The sequence below is a fragment of the Streptomyces sp. NPDC007162 genome, assembly GCF_040634175.1.
GTDB lineage: Bacteria > Actinomycetota > Actinomycetes > Streptomycetales > Streptomycetaceae > Streptomyces.
The window spans coordinates 1-16,300 of the sequence record NZ_JBEYFC010000173.1 but is presented as its reverse complement, the minus strand read 5'-3'; the positions used below and the strand labels follow the sequence as shown (position 1 = coordinate 16,300).

At 74.1% G+C, this 16,300-nt stretch carries 14 protein-coding genes; 8 read left to right on the top strand and 6 right to left on the bottom strand.

What is annotated here, in order from left to right; all coding sequences use genetic code 11:
* Nucleotides 1-90 precede the first annotated feature (90 nt).
* The gene (locus tag ABZ646_RS21465; RefSeq protein WP_360521079.1) at nucleotides 91-348 is read right to left on the bottom strand and encodes a hypothetical protein; all 258 of its coding nucleotides are present in this window, start codon (nucleotides 346-348) and stop codon (nucleotides 91-93) included.
* A gap of 67 nt (nucleotides 349-415) precedes the next feature.
* Here ABZ646_RS21465 and ABZ646_RS21460 point away from each other — a divergent pair, with 67 nt between their 5' ends.
* The 4 genes from ABZ646_RS21460 (at nucleotide 416) to ABZ646_RS21445 (ending at nucleotide 4,545) form a co-directional block, all read left to right on the top strand.
* Nucleotides 416-1,453, top strand: coding sequence for a PHP domain-containing protein (locus ABZ646_RS21460; protein WP_360521076.1), 1,038 nt, complete (start codon nucleotides 416-418; stop codon nucleotides 1,451-1,453).
* 49 nt (nucleotides 1,454-1,502) lie between these two features.
* A complete protein-coding gene (locus tag ABZ646_RS21455; protein ID WP_360521073.1) occupies nucleotides 1,503-2,165 on the top strand; it encodes an HAD family hydrolase in 663 nt (220 codons plus the stop codon).
* Nucleotides 2,166-2,470: 305 nt separating this feature from the next.
* Nucleotides 2,471-3,433: an SDR family NAD(P)-dependent oxidoreductase gene (locus tag ABZ646_RS21450; protein WP_360521070.1), complete on the top strand. Its 963-nt coding sequence runs from the start codon at nucleotides 2,471-2,473 to the stop codon at nucleotides 3,431-3,433.
* Nucleotides 3,434-3,516: 83 nt separating this feature from the next.
* Nucleotides 3,517-4,545 carry an SDR family oxidoreductase gene (locus tag ABZ646_RS21445; protein ID WP_360521067.1) on the top strand — a complete coding sequence of 343 codons (1,029 nt, stop codon included), beginning with the start codon at nucleotides 3,517-3,519 and terminating at the stop codon, nucleotides 4,543-4,545.
* A 184-nt stretch (nucleotides 4,546-4,729) separates the two neighbouring features.
* Here the strand turns inward: ABZ646_RS21445 and ABZ646_RS21440 are convergent, their stop codons facing one another.
* The 3 genes from ABZ646_RS21440 to ABZ646_RS21430 form a co-directional block, all read right to left on the bottom strand.
* Nucleotides 4,730-4,954 (bottom strand): hypothetical protein, encoded by a 225-nt coding sequence (locus ABZ646_RS21440; protein ID WP_360521064.1) that lies wholly within the window; start codon nucleotides 4,952-4,954, stop codon nucleotides 4,730-4,732.
* Nucleotides 4,955-5,027: 73 nt separating this feature from the next.
* Nucleotides 5,028-6,317, bottom strand: a complete 1,290-nt coding sequence (locus ABZ646_RS21435) for an ROK family transcriptional regulator (RefSeq protein WP_360521061.1) — start codon at nucleotides 6,315-6,317, stop codon at nucleotides 5,028-5,030.
* Between the two features lie 208 nt (nucleotides 6,318-6,525).
* Complete coding sequence (locus ABZ646_RS21430) at nucleotides 6,526-9,687, bottom strand: cytochrome P450 (protein WP_360521058.1); 3,162 nt, start codon at nucleotides 9,685-9,687, stop codon at nucleotides 6,526-6,528.
* 190 nt (nucleotides 9,688-9,877) lie between these two features.
* On the opposite strand from ABZ646_RS21430, the gene ABZ646_RS21425 reads away from it, so the two are divergent.
* Nucleotides 9,878-10,540, top strand: a complete 663-nt coding sequence (locus ABZ646_RS21425; protein ID WP_360521055.1) for a PAS domain-containing protein — start codon at nucleotides 9,878-9,880, stop codon at nucleotides 10,538-10,540.
* On the opposite strand, the gene ABZ646_RS21420 is transcribed toward ABZ646_RS21425, so the two are convergent.
* Nucleotides 10,453-11,409: a DUF3626 domain-containing protein gene (locus ABZ646_RS21420; RefSeq protein ID WP_360521052.1), complete on the bottom strand. Its 957-nt coding sequence runs from the start codon at nucleotides 11,407-11,409 to the stop codon at nucleotides 10,453-10,455. The genes ABZ646_RS21425 and ABZ646_RS21420 overlap by 88 nt on opposite strands.
* A 295-nt stretch (nucleotides 11,410-11,704) precedes the next feature.
* Here ABZ646_RS21420 and ABZ646_RS21415 point away from each other — a divergent pair, with 295 nt between their 5' ends.
* From ABZ646_RS21415 to ABZ646_RS21405, 3 genes are all read left to right on the top strand, one after another.
* Nucleotides 11,705-12,961, top strand: a complete 1,257-nt coding sequence (locus ABZ646_RS21415; RefSeq protein WP_360521049.1) for an FUSC family protein — start codon at nucleotides 11,705-11,707, stop codon at nucleotides 12,959-12,961.
* Between the two features lie 62 nt (nucleotides 12,962-13,023).
* Nucleotides 13,024-14,079, top strand: a complete 1,056-nt coding sequence (locus ABZ646_RS21410) for a hypothetical protein (RefSeq protein WP_360521046.1) — start codon at nucleotides 13,024-13,026, stop codon at nucleotides 14,077-14,079.
* Nucleotides 14,080-14,186: 107 nt separating this feature from the next.
* Nucleotides 14,187-15,389 carry a lactonase family protein gene (locus tag ABZ646_RS21405; RefSeq protein WP_360521043.1) on the top strand — a complete coding sequence of 401 codons (1,203 nt, stop codon included), beginning with the start codon at nucleotides 14,187-14,189 and terminating at the stop codon, nucleotides 15,387-15,389.
* Here the strand turns inward: ABZ646_RS21405 and ABZ646_RS21400 are convergent.
* Nucleotides 15,357-16,085 (bottom strand): DUF2470 domain-containing protein, encoded by a 729-nt coding sequence (locus tag ABZ646_RS21400; protein WP_360521040.1) that lies wholly within the window; start codon nucleotides 16,083-16,085, stop codon nucleotides 15,357-15,359. The two genes, ABZ646_RS21405 and ABZ646_RS21400, sit on opposite strands and share 33 nt — an antisense overlap.
* Nucleotides 16,086-16,300 lie beyond the last annotated feature (215 nt).

The following is a 16,300-nucleotide window of genomic DNA, read 5'->3' as shown; positions in this document are numbered from 1 at the left end:
CGTGCACACAGTCCGCAAACCAGACACCGGGAAACAGCGAACGAAGAAGTCAACAACCCCACGACCCCGCCGCGCAGGTTAAAGATCAAGCTAGTGGCGCGCCGGGCGGGGTGTCCAGGTGAACTTGTCCCCGCCCACCCAGCAGACCACGGCCGGGTCGTCGAGGTCGTGGACCGTGATGCCGTGGGCCGCGGCGACCGACAGCACCTCGGTGATGTCCCTCGCCTCGGCGACCACCTCGCCGTCGATCTCCACGATGCGGAAGGGCAAGGTGCCCGGCCTGCCGGTCATGACCCCGAGGACCAGGATCCGCGGCTGGGAGATGTGGGGGCTCGCTATCTCGGTCATGCAATCGAGGGTAGATCTCCCCGGGCGGAAGTGACCTGCCTGAGTCACGCTGGCGGTGGAGGTGGCCATGGACCCCGTCGAGGCGCTGGAACGGATCGCCTTCCTGCTGGAACGGGCGCTGGCCCCGACGTACCGGGTCCGCGCCTTCCGCACCGCCGCCCGGGTGCTGGCCGCGCTGCCCGCCGGGGAGGCCGCCGAGCGGGCGGGGGCCGGGACCCTGGAGACGCTCAAGGGCGTGGGCCCGAAGACGGCCCAGGTGGCGCGCGAGGCCCTGGCCGGAGATGTGCCCGGATATTTGCGCAAGCTTGAGGAAGAGGCGGGAGAGCCGCCGACGGGCCCCGGTTCCGGACTGCGGGCGCTGCTGCGCGGCGACTGCCATCTGCACTCGGACTGGTCCGACGGGGGCAGCCCGATCGAGGAGATGGGGCGTATCGCGGCCGCGCTCGGCCACGAGTGGGCGGTGCTCACCGACCACTCCCCCCGGCTCACGGTGGCTCGCGGGCTCTCCCCCGAGCGGCTGCGCGAGCAGCTCGCGGCGGTGGCGGAGCTCAACGCCGGCTGGGCGCCGTTCCGGCTGCTCACGGGCATCGAGTGCGACATCCTGGAGGACGGCTCGCTGGACCAGGAGCCGGCGTTGCTGGAGCGGCTGGACGTGGTGGTCGTCTCGGTCCACTCCAAGCTGCGGATGGACGCCCGCTCGATGACCCGGCGCATGGTGCGGGCCGTACGCGATCCGCACGCCGACGTCCTCGGGCACTGCACGGGCCGGCTGGTCACCGGGCGGGGACGGCCCGAGTCGGAGTTCGACGCGGACGAGGTGTTCGCGGCGTGTGCCGAGTCCGGTACGGCCGTGGAGATCAACAGCCGCCCCGAACGCCTCGACCCGCCCCGGCGTTTGCTGCGCCGCGCGGTCGAGGCGGGGGTGCTGTTCTCCGTCGACACCGACGCCCACGCCCCGGGCCAGCTGGACTGGCAGATCCTCGGCTGCGCCCGGGCCGAGGAGTGCGGGGTGCCGGCCGGCCGGGTGGTGACCACCTGGCCGGCCGACGACCTGCTGGCCTGGACCCGGGAGGGACGCCTGCCGGCACGCGTGGCGGGCGCCTGACGAGGTACCCGCACCCGTGGGGCAGTACGACAGGAAGGAGCACCGCGCGATGGACCGGGCGGCTGTGTTCGACGTCGACGGAACACTCGTCGACACCAACCACCTCCATGTGACGACCTGGTGGGAGGCCTTCAGACAGGCCGGCCACGACGTGACCATGCATGCCGTGCACCACTGCGTCGGGCTCGGCTCAGGGGATCTCGTCGCCCGGCTGCTGGGCGAGGACCGCGACACGAGCCAGGACGACGGCCTCGACGCCGCCCACAAGGCGTTGTACGGGCAGTTCTTCGACCGGCTGGCGCCGCTGCCGGGCGCCGGTGAGCTGCTGCGGCAGCTGCACCGCGACGGCTGGAAGATCGTCCTGGCCACCTCGGCGAGCGGCCCCGAGCTGGCCGCGCTGCGCCGCGCGATCGACGCCGACGACGCGATCGCCGCCACCGCGAGCGCCGAGGACGTGGCGCGGGGCAAGCCCGCGCCGGAGCCCGTGGAGCGCGCCCTGGAGCTGGCCGGGGTGCCGGCGGAGCGGGCGGTGTTCGTCGGGGACACCGTCTGGGACATGCAGGCGGGCACCAAGGCGGGGGTGCGGTGCGTGGGGCTGCTGTGCGGCGGGATCCCCCGCTCGGACCTGGTGGCGGCCGGGGCGGAGGAGATCTACGCCGACCCCGCCGACCTGCTCGCCTCCCTGACGGACAGCCCGTTCTCCGGTGGGTGACCCGGATCACGCGGCCCCCCGGAACAGCCGGGGGTGGTTGTCCGTTGAACCAGCCGTGGGTGCGGATGGGACAGTGTCCCCGGGCCTCACCTTTTGCCCACGGGGACGATCGTTCGGCTGAAGCCCTGTGGAGCGTCTCGCCGAGAGGCGACCGCCGTCCGTGCCCACCACCTGGCCGCCCCGGCCGCGAATCCCCCGTCGCGGCCGGGGCTTCCTCCTGTTCGGCGCGGGTTCGACGGTGCGTTCGGAGCAGCCCCGGCCCGGGCGCTTGACTTCGAGCGCACTCCAATTCGTAGCGTCGGGTCATGAACACCACGACACCGCAGCACAAGATCGGTTCCGGCTTCGACGCACAGAGCACGGCCGACGACGTCCTCGCCGGCCTGGACCTCGGCGGCCGGCTCGCGATCGTCACCGGCGGCTACTCCGGGCTCGGCCTGGAGACCACCAAGGCCCTCACCCGGGCGGGCGCCCACGTCGTCGTGCCCGCGAGGCGCGCCGCGGCCGCCCGTGAGGCGCTGGCCGGCCTGGAGCGGGTCGAGGTGGACGAGCTGGACCTCGGCGACCTGGACAGCGTGCGCGGCTTCGCCGAGCGCTTCCTGACCTCCGGCCGGACCGTCGACTTCATGATCGACAACGCCGGGATCATGGCCTGCCCGGAGACCCGGGTCGGGCCCGGCTGGGAGGCCCAGTTCGCCACCAACCACCTCGGGCACTTCGCGCTCGTCAACCGGCTCTGGCCGGCCGTCGCGGCCGGCGGCGCCCGGGTCGTGTCGGTGTCCTCGCGCGCCCACCACTTCTCCGGGATCCGCTGGGACGACGTCCAGTGGGAGCACGGCTACGACAAGTGGGAGGCGTACGGCCAGGCCAAGACGGCGAACGTGCTGTTCGCCGTGCACCTCGACCGGCTCGGCCGGGACTTCGGGGTACGGGCCTTCTCCCTGCACCCCGGCGGCATCATGACCCCCCTCCAGCGGCACATCCCCCGCGAGGAGATGATCGAGCGCGGCTGGATCGACGAGCAGGGCACGGTGCTGAACCCGCAGGGGTTCAAGACGCCCGAGCAGGGTGCGGCCACCCAGACCTGGGCGGCCACCTCCCCGCAACTGGAGGGCATGGGCGGGGTGTACCTGGAGGACTGCGACATCGCCGAGCCCGCCGTGGCGGGCGGGTCGGCCGGGGTGCAGCCCTGGGCCGTCGACCCGGACCAGGCCGCCCGGCTGTGGGACCTCTCGGCGGAGCTGACCGGCGTGAACGCGTTCGCCTGAGGCACGGACGGCCCGGCGGGCGTGGTGTGCCCGCCGGGCCGTACGGGTACCCGGCCAGTCACCGTCGGCGAGAGGAGCCGAAAGTGACCAGCTCAACGGGGCGTGAGATCGTCGTGACGGGGGCCACCGGAAACGTCGGCACGAGCGTGGTGAAGGCGCTCGCCGAGGATCCCGGCACCGGATCGATCCTGGGGTTGGCCCGGCGGACGCCGGACTGGACACCGCCGAAGACGCGGTGGGCGGCAGCCGACATCGGCGCCGGGCGGACCCAACTGGCCGACCTGTTCGCGGGCGCGGACGCGGTGGTCCATCTCGCCTGGGCGTTCCAGCCGACGCGTGATCCGGCGCGTACCTGGCGTACCAACGTACTCGGCGGCATCCGGGTGTTCGAGGCGGTGGCGGCGGCCGGAGTGCCGGTGCTGGTGCACGCCTCCTCGGTCGGCGCGTACGCGCCCGGCCCCAAGGACCGGCCGGTGGACGAGTCCTGGCCGACCCACGGCTGGCCGGACGCCGCCTACTGCCGGGAGAAGGCCTACCTGGAACGGACCCTGGACATCTTCGAGCGCGACCACCCCGAGATCCGGGTGGTGCGGATGCGGCCGGCCTTCCTGTTCAAGCGGGAGTCGGCGAGCGAACAGCGCCGGATCTTCGGCGGCCGGCTGCTGCCCGGTCCGCTGGCCCGGCCCGAACTGCTGCACTTCCTGCCGGACGTGCCCGGGCTGCGGGTGCAGGCGCTGCACACCGACGACGCCGCCGAGGCGTACCGGCTGGCCGTGGCGACCGAGGTCCGGGGCGCCTTCAACCTCGCCGCGGATCCGCCGCTGGACGCGGGCGTGCTGGCCGAGCGGTTCGGTGCGCGTCCGGTCCGGCTGCCGCGCACCGCGGCCCGGTCGGCGATCGCCGCGGCCTGGGGGCTGCACCTGCTGCCCGCCTCCCCGCACCTCTTCGACGCGGTGCTGCGGCTGCCCCTGATGGACTGCACCCGGGCCCACGAGGAGCTGGGCTGGCGGGCGCGCCGTACGTCGACCGAGGTCCTCGACGAGTTCCTGGAGGGCATGCGCGAGGGCGCGGGGGCGGCGACGGAGCCGATGCGGGGGCGCAAGGTCGGCTGACTGCCGGACCCTGGGGGCCGTGCGCCGGACGGTGCGGTACGGATCGCGGCGGCGACGTACGAGGCCGGGGCTGAGGCCGGTCCGGTCTGTGCTGTGCAGTGGGAGCCCGTGCCCTGTTGCCGGCTCGGCGTGTGTGCCGGCCGGGTCGCCCGGGTGCCGGTGGCCCGTCCCGCCCAGGGCCTGGTCAGGCCGATGGCTCGTCGGGGACCGGGGCCTGCGGGTTCACCGTTCCCGCGCGCGGTGCGCCCTGCGGGCCCGAGCCGGCCTCGTCGGTTTCGGGTACGGCGGTGTCCTCGCTCCGCTGGTCCGTCCGGCGCCCCTCGGCCGCGTCCCACGGGTCCTCGCCGACACCGGCCTGCTGGTCCTGCATGTCCCGCGGGACGGGCCTGCCGCGCTGCTTCTCACCCATGGCACACCTCGCTCACGACGTCGTTCCGGGGTCCGGCGGGTACCTCGCAGGGCACCGGCGAAACGAGGAGGGCTCAGCGCGGTGTGCGCTCCTCCAGGGCCGTGCGCCAGGCCGGGAGCCGGTCCTCGGTCACCCGCTCCGCGCGCCGGCCGCCACGGCTGAAGAAGTCGGCCAGGGGAAGGATCGCCGCGCCGACGGTGACCGCGTCCGGGCCGAGCCGGCCCAGGTCGATGGTGACCTGCTCGGCCGGGTGGCGCAGCGCGTACCTGGTCGCGTAGCGGCGCACGGCGGGCAGGAAGCGGGCGCCGAGCTGGAGGCCGGCCCAGCCGCCGATCAGGATCCGCTCGGGCTGGAAGAGGTTGATCAGGTCGGAGAGGCCGGCGCCCAGGTACTCGGCGGTCTCCTCCAGGACGGCGAGCGCGACCGGGTCGGGCTCGGTGCCCTCGGGCGGGTAGGCGGCGGCGAGCATGGCGGTGAGCGCGGTCTCCTCGTCGAGGGCCTCGGCGGGCCGGCCGCCCTCCTCGCGCCAGCGGGCCAGCAGCGACTCGGCGCCGGCGTAGGCCTCCAGGCAGCCGAGCGCGCCACAACGGCAGCGGCGGCCCCGCACCCGCACCGTCAGGTGCCCCCACTCCACGGCCCGCCCGTGCTCCACCTCCGCGGTGACCAGACAGGCGCCGACACCGGAGCCGAACAGCACCACGACCGCGTTGTCCGCGCCCCGCCCGGCCCCGAACCACATCTCCGCCTGACCCAGGGTCTTGGCGCCGTTGTCAATGAAGTACCGCACGGCATCCGGGAGTTGGCTGCCGGAGCGGAGCAGCTCCTCCAGCGGGACGGCGTCCCAGCCGATGGTCTGGCCGTGCACGACGGCGCCCCGGTCGACGGTGTGCTCCACGATGCCCGGGACGCCCACGCCGACACCGAGCAGCAGTTCGGGCTGGGCGCCTTCGGTCGCTAGGACCTCGGCGATGCCGTCCCGGATGTGGCCGACGATCACCTCGACGTCGTAGCCCTGCTGCTCCAGCGGGCGTTCGGCGCGGGCGAGTTCGGTGAGGGTGAGGTCGAACAGCTCGACGCGGACGCGGGTCTCGCCGACATCCACGCCGATCATGTGGCCGCTGTGCGGGGCGACGCGCAGGAGGGTCCGCGGGCGGCCGCCGTCGGAGTCGACGCTGCCGGCCTCCTCGACCAGGCCGTCCGCGACCAGGTCGGCGACCACGTTGCTCACCGAGCCGGAGCTCAGGCCCGTGGCCGGACCGAGCTCGAAGCGGCTCAGGGGGCCGTCGAAGTAGAGCCGCTGCAGTACGGCCGTGCGGTTGGCCCGCCTGAGGTCGCGCACCGTGCGCCCGTTCCGCCCCGCCATGTGGCTACGCTCCCTTCACGAACCCTGCCCGACCTGCAACATACTCCTTCGGGGGGCCAGAAAGCGATATTTCCCCAACCCTTAGTTCACGATGTGAGCTAAGGGATTCGGAAACGTGGGCACAGGCGGTGCGCCAGCCGCCGGCCGGCGGGGGCCGATCGCGCGGTTCCCCTCACCCCTTTCGGGGCGCCCCGACCGACGGCACCGATCAGTTCGCCGCGTACACATCCTCCACGTAGCGGCCCTCCGCCACCAGGGAGTTCAGCCATTCCTCGGCGTCTCCTCCAGGCGTGCGGTCGCGGTACATCGTACGGAACGCCTCCCGGACGCCCGGTGCCATCCTGCCGCCGTCGCCGCAGACGTACACCTTCGCGCCCGCTGCCAGCAGGGCCCACACCTCGTCGGACTCGGCCGTGACGCGGTGCTGGACGAAGGTGCCCGCCGTGCTGAAGGCCGGGCGTACCGATACGGCACCGGCGGCCTGCGCCGCGCCCAGCTCCCCGGCGTGCAGGAAGTCCGCGTCGGCCGCGTCGCAGCCGAAGTAGCACAGCGCGGGCGGCAGTTCGGTGCCCGCGGCGCGGGCTGCCGCGCGGTCGGCGACGGCGCCGCGGAAGGGGGCCAGGCCGGTGCCCGCGGCGATCATGACCACCGGGACGGTGTGGTCGACGCGGAAGGCCTCCCGGCAGGGCTGGACGCGGGCGAGCAGGGTGTCGCCGGGGCGCAGTGACGCCAGGTGGCCGGAGCCGGTGCCCCGGTAGCGGCCCTTGCCGGACCTGGCGGGGGCCTCCAGAAGGGAGATCATCAGGTCGGCGTGGCGGGGGCCGGCGGCCGGGGACGACGAGATCGAGTAGTGGCGCGGCCTCAGCGGGGTCAGCAGTTCCAGCAGGCGGGACCAGTCGAGTGCGCCGCGCAGTGCCGGGTGGTCCTCGAGGACCTCGACCAGGGTACGCGGATCGTCGGCCAGGGCGGCGAGCGCGGCCTTCTCCGGCGGGCAGGGGTTGGCCTCGGAGAGCAGGGACAGCTGCCCGGCGTTCGGGCGCTCCTGCAACTCGACGTGGTGGGTGAGGAGTTCGCGCACGGTCAGCGGGCGGTCGACCGCGAGGCCGTCGCGCCGGGGGCGGGTGGCGCGGATGTCGAGCACGGTGTCGGGGTCGACGCCGAGGGCGGTGGCCGCGCGGGTGACGAGCGCCGGGGCGTTGACGGGGAGCACGCTCAGGTGGTCGGCGGTGCGGTAGGTGACGCCCTCCGGCAGGGCGACCCGCAGGAAGCGCTTGGTGCGGGGGTGGCCGGGGGCGGTGAGGTCGTACGCCTCGGTGACCGTCATCGGGACGAGGCCGTGGCGTTCGGCGACGGCGTCGAGGGGGCCGCCGGTCAGGGTCCTGACCTGGTACGCGGTGGTGGACTCCGGGTCCGCTGAGGAAACCGCGTCGGGGTCGCCGTACCGCTCCAGCAGGGCGGTGCGCAGCCGTGCGGTGAAGTCGCGGACCGCGCCGGTCAGATCGCCGGAGGCGTCGGCGGCGGCGCGGTCGGTGAGGCGGGTGGCGCCCAGTTCGGCCAGGCGGGTGTCGATGCGGGTCGGGAAGTGCTGATAGGTGGCTGCCCAGTTGCGGTCGCCGACGCCGAGCACCGCGTAGGTGACGCCGGTCAGGTCCGGGTCGCTGTCGAGCCAGGCGGCGAAGGCGGTGGCGTCGTCGGTCGGGCGGCCGTTGTAGGAGGCGGCGGTGATGACGACCGGGCGGTCCGCCGGGAGACCGGTGGCGTACGCGTCCAGCGCCGCCACCTCGGTGTCGCAGCCGAGGTCGGCCGCCTCGTCGGCGAGCCGGGCGGCGAAGTCCCGGCAGGTGCCGTAGTTGCTGCCGTGCAGCAGGAGGGCACCGGTGCCGGTGCGGACCCGGGCCGGCAGAGCGGCTGTCTCCCGCGGATCCCGGTCGGCCGTCGGCGCGGCGCCGGGCAGCGGCTGGTGGACGCGGTCAGCGGGGGTGCGCGGGGCGAGGGTCAGGGTGAAGCCCTCGGGCTTGAGGGTGAGGGTCTCCTTGACGGTGAGGGCGTACCGCGCGTGGTCCTGGATCCGGTAGCGGTGCACCAGCAGGGCCAGCAGCATGGTCGCCTCGTGCAGGGCGAACTGCCGTCCGATGCAGGCGCGTTCACCGGTGCCGAAGGGCTTGAAGGCGTGCACCGGGCGGGCCGCCTCGGCCTGAGGGGTGAACCGGGAGGGGTCGAAGAGCTCGGGGTTGTCGCCCCAGACCGGTTGCCGGTGCAGCATCGGGGCGAGCACCGTGACGGGCTGTCCGGCCTTCAGCGGTACGCGTCCGCCGAGCAGGGTGTCGTCGAGGGCGTGCCGGCTGAACGCGGCGGCGGTCGGCCACAGCCGCAGCGCCTCGTTGAGCACCTGACGGGTGTAGGTGAGGCGGCCGACCTCGTCGTAGGTGGGCTCGGGGTCGGGCGTGTCGCCCCACAGGGCGTCCGCCTCACGCTGTACCAGCCGCAGCGCGGTGGGGTGCTTGGCCAGGTAGTACAGGGCGAAGGACATCGCGCCGGAGGTGGTCTCGTGCCCGGCGATGAGGAAGGTGATGACCTGGTTGCGGATGTTGGCCCGGTCCAGGGTGCTGCCGTCGGCGGGATGCCGGGCGGAGAGCATGAGGCCGAGCAGGTCCTCGGCCGTGCTCTGGTCGGTGCCGGTGCCGGTGCGGGAGGCGATGACGTCGTCCACGACCTGGGCGAGGTGGCCGGCGTCGGCCCGGAAGGCGGCGTCGGCGGCCGACTGGTCGGTGCCGGGCTTGCGGGCCAGGCGGGTCATGCTCCACTCCAGGCAGCGGACCATGGACTCGACGAAGGGATGGGGTTCGGTGCGCTCGAAGGAGCCGAAGTCGTAGCCGAACCCGGCGAGGCCGATGGTGTCGAGGGTCATCCGGGTCATGTCGTCCGGTACGTCGACCGGCCGGCCGGCGTGGGCGGCCCGGTCCCATGACCCGATCAGCCGACGGGCGACCCTGAGCATCACCGGGTGGTAGGTGCGCATCGAGCCGAGCGCGAAGGCGGGCATCAGGATGTCGTGCGCCCTGGCCCAGTTGGGCTCGTCGTTGTAGGCGGTGAACAGCCCGTCGGCGGCGAAGGCGCGGACGTTCTCCAGGGCGGGCCCGATGTGCTTGGCGAACCGCTGCTCGTCGGCCAGGTCGGCGACCAGGTCGGTGTCGGCGACGAACAGGGTGTCCCGCCCGTGCAGCCGTCGTACCAGGACCGGGCCGTGCTCCCGCATCAGGTCCATGACCTGCTGGACGGGGGTGCGGCCGGGTCCGGTGGCGGTGATGTCCACGACGGGGACGCCGGGCAGGGTGACTGCGGTGTCGGGGTGCGGCGCGGTGGGGGGCATGACGCGACAACTGCCTTTCACGGTACGGAAGTCCTGCGTTCCAGCGTGGTCCTCGGGGGACGGGCCGCGTCGCCGTGGCGCTACACGAACGTGCAGTCGAAAGTCACCTTCGGCTCTTGCGTCGTGCCGGTGAAGTTGCCTCTGACCTGGGTGGCCGCCTTGGATGAGGGGGAGAGGAGCGGTGGTGGGCATGGCGACGGGCGGGCTCGACGGCGTGGTGTGGCGCAATCGCGCCCTGACGCTGTTCGACCGGGTGGCGGTGCCGGTCGCGGTGTGCGACGTGTACGGGCTGGTGGTGCTCGCCAACCCGGCGATGGCCGCCGAGTGCGGTACGACCCCGGGGCGGCTGCGCGGCCGGGACGTGCTGGAGCTGTTCCGGCCTCAGGAGGAGGCCCAGGTGGAGCGGATCGCCGAGGCCCTGCGGCTGCGGCACCGCTCGCGCTACCAGGTGTCGGTGCGGTGGCGGGCGCCCGACGGGACCGAGCGGTACGGGGAGCTGACGGCGGACCCGGTGAGCGAGTCCGTGGGTGGGACGCCGTCGTTGCTGGTGATGCTGCGGGCGGACGGCGAGCGGGAGGCGCCCGAGGCGGGGCCCGCGCGGGTCAGTCCGGTCGAGGGCCGGGTGCTGGCCCTGCTGGCCGGGGGCGCCACCACCGCCCGGGCCGCCCGTGAGCTGGGTCTGACCAGGGACGGCGTCGCCTACCATCTGCGTCGGCTGTCGGCCCGCTGGGACGCGGCCAACCGCACCGAACTGGTGGCGCGCGCCTACGCCTTGGGCGTGCTCAGACCGGGCGTCTGGCCGCCGGCCCCGGCCGGGTCACCGGCTCCTGCGGACCGGGCGCCGGCGGAGTAGGGGCCCGCGGAACAGGCCGTGCCCGCGCCTTCCGGGGCGCCGAAGCGGGCCAGGGTGTGCCACACCATCTTCAGGTCCTGGATCGCGTACCTGCCGGTGCGGGCCGCGTCTCCGATGATCCGGGGGTCCACGACACCCTTCTCGGCGATCCGGGCACCGAGTTCGGCGTACTCGGCGCCCCGGTAGTGGGCGTGGCGGCGCAGTTCCGGCACGGTGAGCCGGTAGCCGGGGTGCCATTCGACCGGGAACGGCAGCGAACGGGCGGCCCGCTCCACGGCGGTGCCCCGGTAGCCGGCGTCCAGGACGAGGGCCTCCACGTCCCGGTCGAGCCGTACCCCGCCGTGCACCTGGGTCTCGATGTAGTCGTTCAGGGCGTCCCGTTCGTCGGCCTCGGCCAGGGCGACGAGGTGGGTTCCGGCGGCCACTCCGAAATCCGTCGGCTCGGCCGCGCTGTCGGGGTAGCAGAAGGTGGCCCGGTGCAGTGCCGGACCGGTCAGCCGCAGGTACGAGGAGCCGAACCGCGGGGCAGCGCCCACGACCTGGCGGCGGAAGTTCAGCGCCCCGTACACCGGCCGCTCGGCGGGGTCGGCGTCGTCGTAGCTCCCGCCGAACATCCGGCTCTCCCAGCGCCACCGGTCGCCGCCGGGGTACGCGGTGAGCCCGCCGTTGCTGGTGCCGGTGACGAACTGCGAGTGGTAGGCGCCGTCACGGGCCAGCGCCCGGAGGACCGGCCGTCCGGCGGACAGCCGGTCGGGGTGGAAGTTGAGGGTGATCCGCAGACCGGGGTCGAGGACCGGTCCGCAGGACAGCGCGGCCACATGACGCAGCGCCGCCACGGCCCGCCCCGACCCGAAGTCCGCGAGTCCCATCCGCTCCCCCTGCGCTCCACCCTGGACCCGAGGCCCAAGGCCCGATGTGCGGACGCACGCCCGCGGCCCGCCACCCGACACCCACGCCGGAAGCCGGCGCCCGCGGCTCGCGCCCGATGTCCGCCGACCGTATCCGATCGCCTTCTTCCGTATCGCGGCGATTTCTGCGCACGCCCCCGGACACCGGCCGCCGGGCACCCTCCGTAATCCGCTCTGGTCATCCCGGTACTAGCGCGCGTGAGTGATCTGTGGACAATACGTTCGACGTGCCACGCGAAGGGGAACAGGCCAAGGGATGCAAGACGTACGGAAGTGGGCCGAGAGCCTGCCGCGGCTGCTGCGGCGGCATCGGGACCCGGTGGTCGTCCAGACGCTGCGATCGGCCACCGCGGCCACGATCGCCTACGTCGTCGCGCTCCGCCTGAGCCCGGAACCGGCGCCGCTCACCGCCCCGCTGACCGCGCTGCTGGTCGTGCAGGTGACCCTGTACGCCACTTTGACCAACGGTTTGCGCCGGGTCAACGCGGTGGTGGCCGGTGTACTGGTCGCCATCGCCTTCAGCCAGCTGGTGGGGCTGACCTGGTGGAGCCTGGCGCTGCTGATCGTGGCCTCGCTGGCGGTGGGGCACCTGGTGCGCGTCGACGAGTACATCCCCGAGGTGGCGATCAGCGCCATGCTGGTGCTCGGGGTCACCACGATCAGCAGTACGGCCTGGGCGCGGATCGTGGAGACCCTGATCGGCGCGGTGGTCGGCATGGCCTGCAATCTGCTGCTCCCGCCCCCGGTGTGGGTGGACGAGGCCGGGGAGTCCATCGAGGGGCTGGCCCGTCGGCTCCGCCAGCTGATGCTGCGCATGGGCGACGAGGCGGCGGAGCTCACTCCGTGGCAACGGGCCGCCGAACGGCTGCACGAGGCCCGCCGGCTCGACCACGCGATCATCGAGGTGGACGCGGCGCTGCGGCAGGCGGAGGACAGCCTGCGGCTCAATCCGCGGGTCAGGGAGGGTCTGCTGCACCGGGTGGTGCTGCGCACGGGCCTGGACACCCTGGAGATCTGCACGGTCGTGCTGCGCGTGCTGGCCCGGACCTTCACCGACCTCGCCAAGGCCCGCGAACCGGAACCGATGTTCGCGTCCGACGCGGGGGCGGCCGTGGAGCAGCTGCTGTCCCAGATCGCCGACGCCGTGGTCAGCTTCGCGGTGCTGGTCACCACGAGCATCAGCGAGAACGCGGAGTCGGCCGAGGCCCGGCTGGCTGCCGAGCTGCACACCGCGACCGGCACCCGCGACAAGCTCGCCGAACTGCTCCAGGACGCGATCCGCCGCGACGACCGGAACTGGCAGCTGCTGGGCGCCGTACTGACCGAGGTCAACCGAATGATCGACGAGCTGGACACCGAGCACCGCACCCGCCGGCTGCTGGAGGAGCTGGACCGGGTCTCCAGCGAGCAGCGCGCCAAACGCCCGCCGTGGCTGACCTGGCTGCGGGAGCGGGTCGGGGTGCCGGAGCAGCTGCGGCGGAACCGGAGGGGTGGTCCGGGACGTTCTCTGTGAAGGACACGGACGGACCGCGCGGGTACGGGCGGCGACGCGGGGACGGGGAAGGGGGCACGCCGATGACCGACGCGGCGGTGCGGATCGACGGGAACACTCTGCGGCTGCCCGGCGGGGCGGCGGTGCGGTTCGTCCGCACGCTGCGGCTGCCGGAGACGGGCACGCACGCGCTGCCGCCGGGGCTGGGCGAGTTCCCGGTCCGGCGGGTGGCCGACCACCCGGACACGGTCCCGGCCGAGTGGCGGGCGCGGGGCGGTGTGATGCTGCCGGTGTACCTGCGCGAGGCGATGTGGCTGAGTTTCGCGGGTTCGGCGCGGCCGGTGGCTCTCCAGGTCGGCGTGGGCAAGGTGTGCGCGGTGTCCGGCACACCGTGGAGCGACCGGCTCTCGCAGCAACCGCAGAACTACCTGGTCCTCCCCCGGCAGCCGTGGCTGGACGGCATCAACTCCGGCAAGGGCACGGTCCGCCAGTTCGTGTCGGTGCCGCTCGGCCTGGGCGCGACGGTCGAGGGGCAGGTCACCGGCGAGGAGGTGTGGGGCGGGGTGCAGCTCCAGTCCTTCCCGCTCTCCGAGGAAGCGCTCGCCGAGTACCACCGTCAGGAGCGGCTGCGGCGGGAGCGACTGGTCCGGGAGCGGACCCGCAGCTCACGCTCGGCCGGGGGCTTCGGTGCGCCGCTGCCCATGGCGGCGGCCGCACCGGGAGCGGTTCCGGCGGCCCGGGGACGGGGGCCGGCCCCGGCAGCGATGGGGCTGGGCGTCGGCGGCTCGATGCGCCAGGAGGTGTACCTGGACGACCGGCCGCTGCGGGACTGGTCCGAGTCCCCTGCGGGGCGCGTCTTCGTACACCTGGTCACGCCCCCGCAGTGGCGCCGCATCACGGGTGAGGCACCCCCGCCGTCCCCGGTGGACCGGGCTGCCTACACCAGCGCGGGCCTGCCCTGGTACGACTACTACGACGAGGACGCCCGGGATCTCGCCCCCGCGGACACCCTGCGAGCGGTGCAGCCGGTCGGCGACTGGCTCGGCGACGACCTGGAGCCCTGGCAGCAGCCGTCCCCGGAGCAGGTGGTCCCCCTCAAGGACGCGGCGGGCAAGCCCGTGGAGGACGGCGACTGGTGACCCTCGTTGCATCCTGCGCAACGCACGTTGCCTTTCTTGCGTTCGCCGGTGGGTGCACGTCAAGGTTGCCGTGACGACCGAGGCGACCGACGACCTGAGGTGCGGGCATGGGCAGTGGTACGGAAACGGCGCGCGGCGGCTGGAGCAGGCGCCGGTTCGTCGGCGCGGTGGCGGGCGCCGCGGCGGTGGTGGCGGTCCCGGCACCGGCGGCGCCGCCCGCGGCGGAGCCCCGCACCGCGCCCCGTCCGGCGGCGAAGTCCCCGGTGACGCCGGCTTCCGGCCCCCGTCCGCTCTACCTCGGCACCTACACCTCCGTGACCGGCGGCGGCACCGGCATCGGCCTCGCCGGCTACGACCCGGCGACCGGCGAGATCACCGGCACCGGCACGCTCACCGGCGTCACCGACCCGTCGTACCTGGCCGTACATCCGGACAGCCGCACGCTGTACGCCGTGGACGAGCACGCGGACGGGGCCGTCACCGCCGTACGCCTCGCGGACCGGAAGGTGCTCGGCAGCCGGAGCACGGGCGGGGCGGGGCCCTGTCATCTCTCGGTGCACCCCACCGGCCGCTGGCTGCTGAGCGCCAACTACACCTCGGGCAGCGTGGCCGTGCACCCGATCGACGCCACGGGCGCCCTCGGCGAGCGCACGGCCCTGGTCACGCACACCAGTCCGGCGCCCGGGCCGGGCCAGCAGGGCCCGCACGCACACCAGTTCGTCACCAGCCCGGACGGCGGCCACGTCCTCGCCGTCGACCTGGGCACGGACACCGTCTACACCTACGGCCTCGACCTCGCGAAGGGCACGCTCACGGAGGTCTCGCGGGCACGCACGAAGCCGGGGGCGGGCCCGCGCCATCTGACCTTCCATCCGGGCGGAAGGTACGCGTACCTGGCCAATGAGGTGGCCGACACGGTCACGGTGTGCGGTTACGACCCGGCCGACGGGCGGCTCACGGTCGGCGAGCCGCAGTCCACCGGCAGCAGGGCGGGCACCACCAACTACCCGGCCCAGATCCTGGTCACCGCGGACGGTTCCCACGCCTATCTCGCCAACCGGGGCGACAACACGCTGGCGCGGTACGCGATCGAGGCGGACGGGGCCCGGTTGCGGCTGCTGGACACGGTGCCGGTGCACGGGGACTTCCCCCGGCAGATCGCCTTCTCCCCCGACGGCGGGCTGCTGTTCGCGGCCAACCAGCGGTCCGGCACCGTGAGCGTCTTCACCGTCGACCCGGGCAGCGGTGGACTCCGGCTCGCGGGTGAGCCGTTCGCGTCACCGGTCGCCGTCTGCGCGCTGCCGCTGTAGCGTCCGCGGGCAGGCCGCGGCGGCGGCCCGGGCCAGCAGGACGTGCACGCGTTCGGTGAGTTCGGCGACGTCGTCGGCGGGGGCGTGGAAGGTGAGCCGTACGTCGCCCTGGGCGCGGGTGCGCTCGATGCGCAGGGTCAGCCCGTGCCGGTCCACGGCGAGGGGCTGGACGCGGGTCGCGGCGTGCAGGCTCTCCGGCTCGACGAGCCGGGTGAGCCGTTCGACGGCGTCCGGGTGGGCGTCGGCGAGGTGGGTCAGCAGTCCCGCCTCCACGCCGGCCAGCGGGTCGGGGTGCGCGGCGGCGAACTCGTCGAGGTCGACGACCACCGCTCCGGAGGGCCGGCGCAGCACCACGCGGGTGGGGCGGAAGACGAGGTGCTCGTCGGCGGGCAGGAACCAGCCGGCCATCCAGAGCCGGGCCCGGATCCGGCTCCGCACCGGGACGGGTGCCACGTCGGCGAACTCCAGCACCGCGGACGGCTCGCCGCGCGGCGCGGGGACCGCCGCCGCGGCCAGGGCGCTGTCCTCGGGCACGCGCAGCAGCACCCGGCCGTCGTCGGCGACGGTGTGCGCGCCGACGAACTCCTCGCGTCCGCCGTCCGCGGTCACCCGGCACGACCACGCGACGGCCAGCAGGGAGCGGGCCTGCTCCGCCGCGCAGGGCCCGGCCGCCCAGGCCGCCTGTCCGTCACCCATCCCGAACCTCCTTAGGTAAGCCTCACCTAACTTATCGGAGATCGAGGGGTGCGCCAACCACACCCCGGGGCGACGGAGCGCGGGACGTCAGGAGATGACACCCAGCAGGGCCCGTGCGCACCCAGTACGGCAGCCGGGACTGCGCCAGCCCGCGCACCCAGTCGATGCTGTATGCGATGGAGGCCCGCGCCTACGCCAACATGGGCCAGCCCGGC

Coding starts and splice junctions, on each gene's coding strand:
- ABZ646_RS21465 (WP_360521079.1), bottom strand. CDS start 348: ATGACCGAGATAGCGAGCCCCCACATCTCCCAGCCGCGGATCCTGGTC.
- ABZ646_RS21460 (WP_360521076.1), top strand. CDS start 416: ATGGACCCCGTCGAGGCGCTGGAACGGATCGCCTTCCTGCTGGAACGG.
- ABZ646_RS21455 (WP_360521073.1), top strand. CDS start 1,503: ATGGACCGGGCGGCTGTGTTCGACGTCGACGGAACACTCGTCGACACC.
- ABZ646_RS21450 (WP_360521070.1), top strand. CDS start 2,471: ATGAACACCACGACACCGCAGCACAAGATCGGTTCCGGCTTCGACGCA.
- ABZ646_RS21440 (WP_360521064.1), bottom strand. CDS start 4,954: ATGGGTGAGAAGCAGCGCGGCAGGCCCGTCCCGCGGGACATGCAGGAC.
- ABZ646_RS21435 (WP_360521061.1), bottom strand. CDS start 6,317: ATGGCGGGGCGGAACGGGCGCACGGTGCGCGACCTCAGGCGGGCCAAC.
- ABZ646_RS21430 (WP_360521058.1), bottom strand. CDS start 9,687: ATGCCCCCCACCGCGCCGCACCCCGACACCGCAGTCACCCTGCCCGGC.
- ABZ646_RS21425 (WP_360521055.1), top strand. CDS start 9,878: ATGGCGACGGGCGGGCTCGACGGCGTGGTGTGGCGCAATCGCGCCCTG.
- ABZ646_RS21420 (WP_360521052.1), bottom strand. CDS start 11,409: ATGGGACTCGCGGACTTCGGGTCGGGGCGGGCCGTGGCGGCGCTGCGT.
- ABZ646_RS21415 (WP_360521049.1), top strand. CDS start 11,705: ATGCAAGACGTACGGAAGTGGGCCGAGAGCCTGCCGCGGCTGCTGCGG.
- ABZ646_RS21410 (WP_360521046.1), top strand. CDS start 13,024: ATGACCGACGCGGCGGTGCGGATCGACGGGAACACTCTGCGGCTGCCC.
- ABZ646_RS21405 (WP_360521043.1), top strand. CDS start 14,187: ATGGGCAGTGGTACGGAAACGGCGCGCGGCGGCTGGAGCAGGCGCCGG.
- ABZ646_RS21400 (WP_360521040.1), bottom strand. CDS start 16,085: ATGGGTGACGGACAGGCGGCCTGGGCGGCCGGGCCCTGCGCGGCGGAG.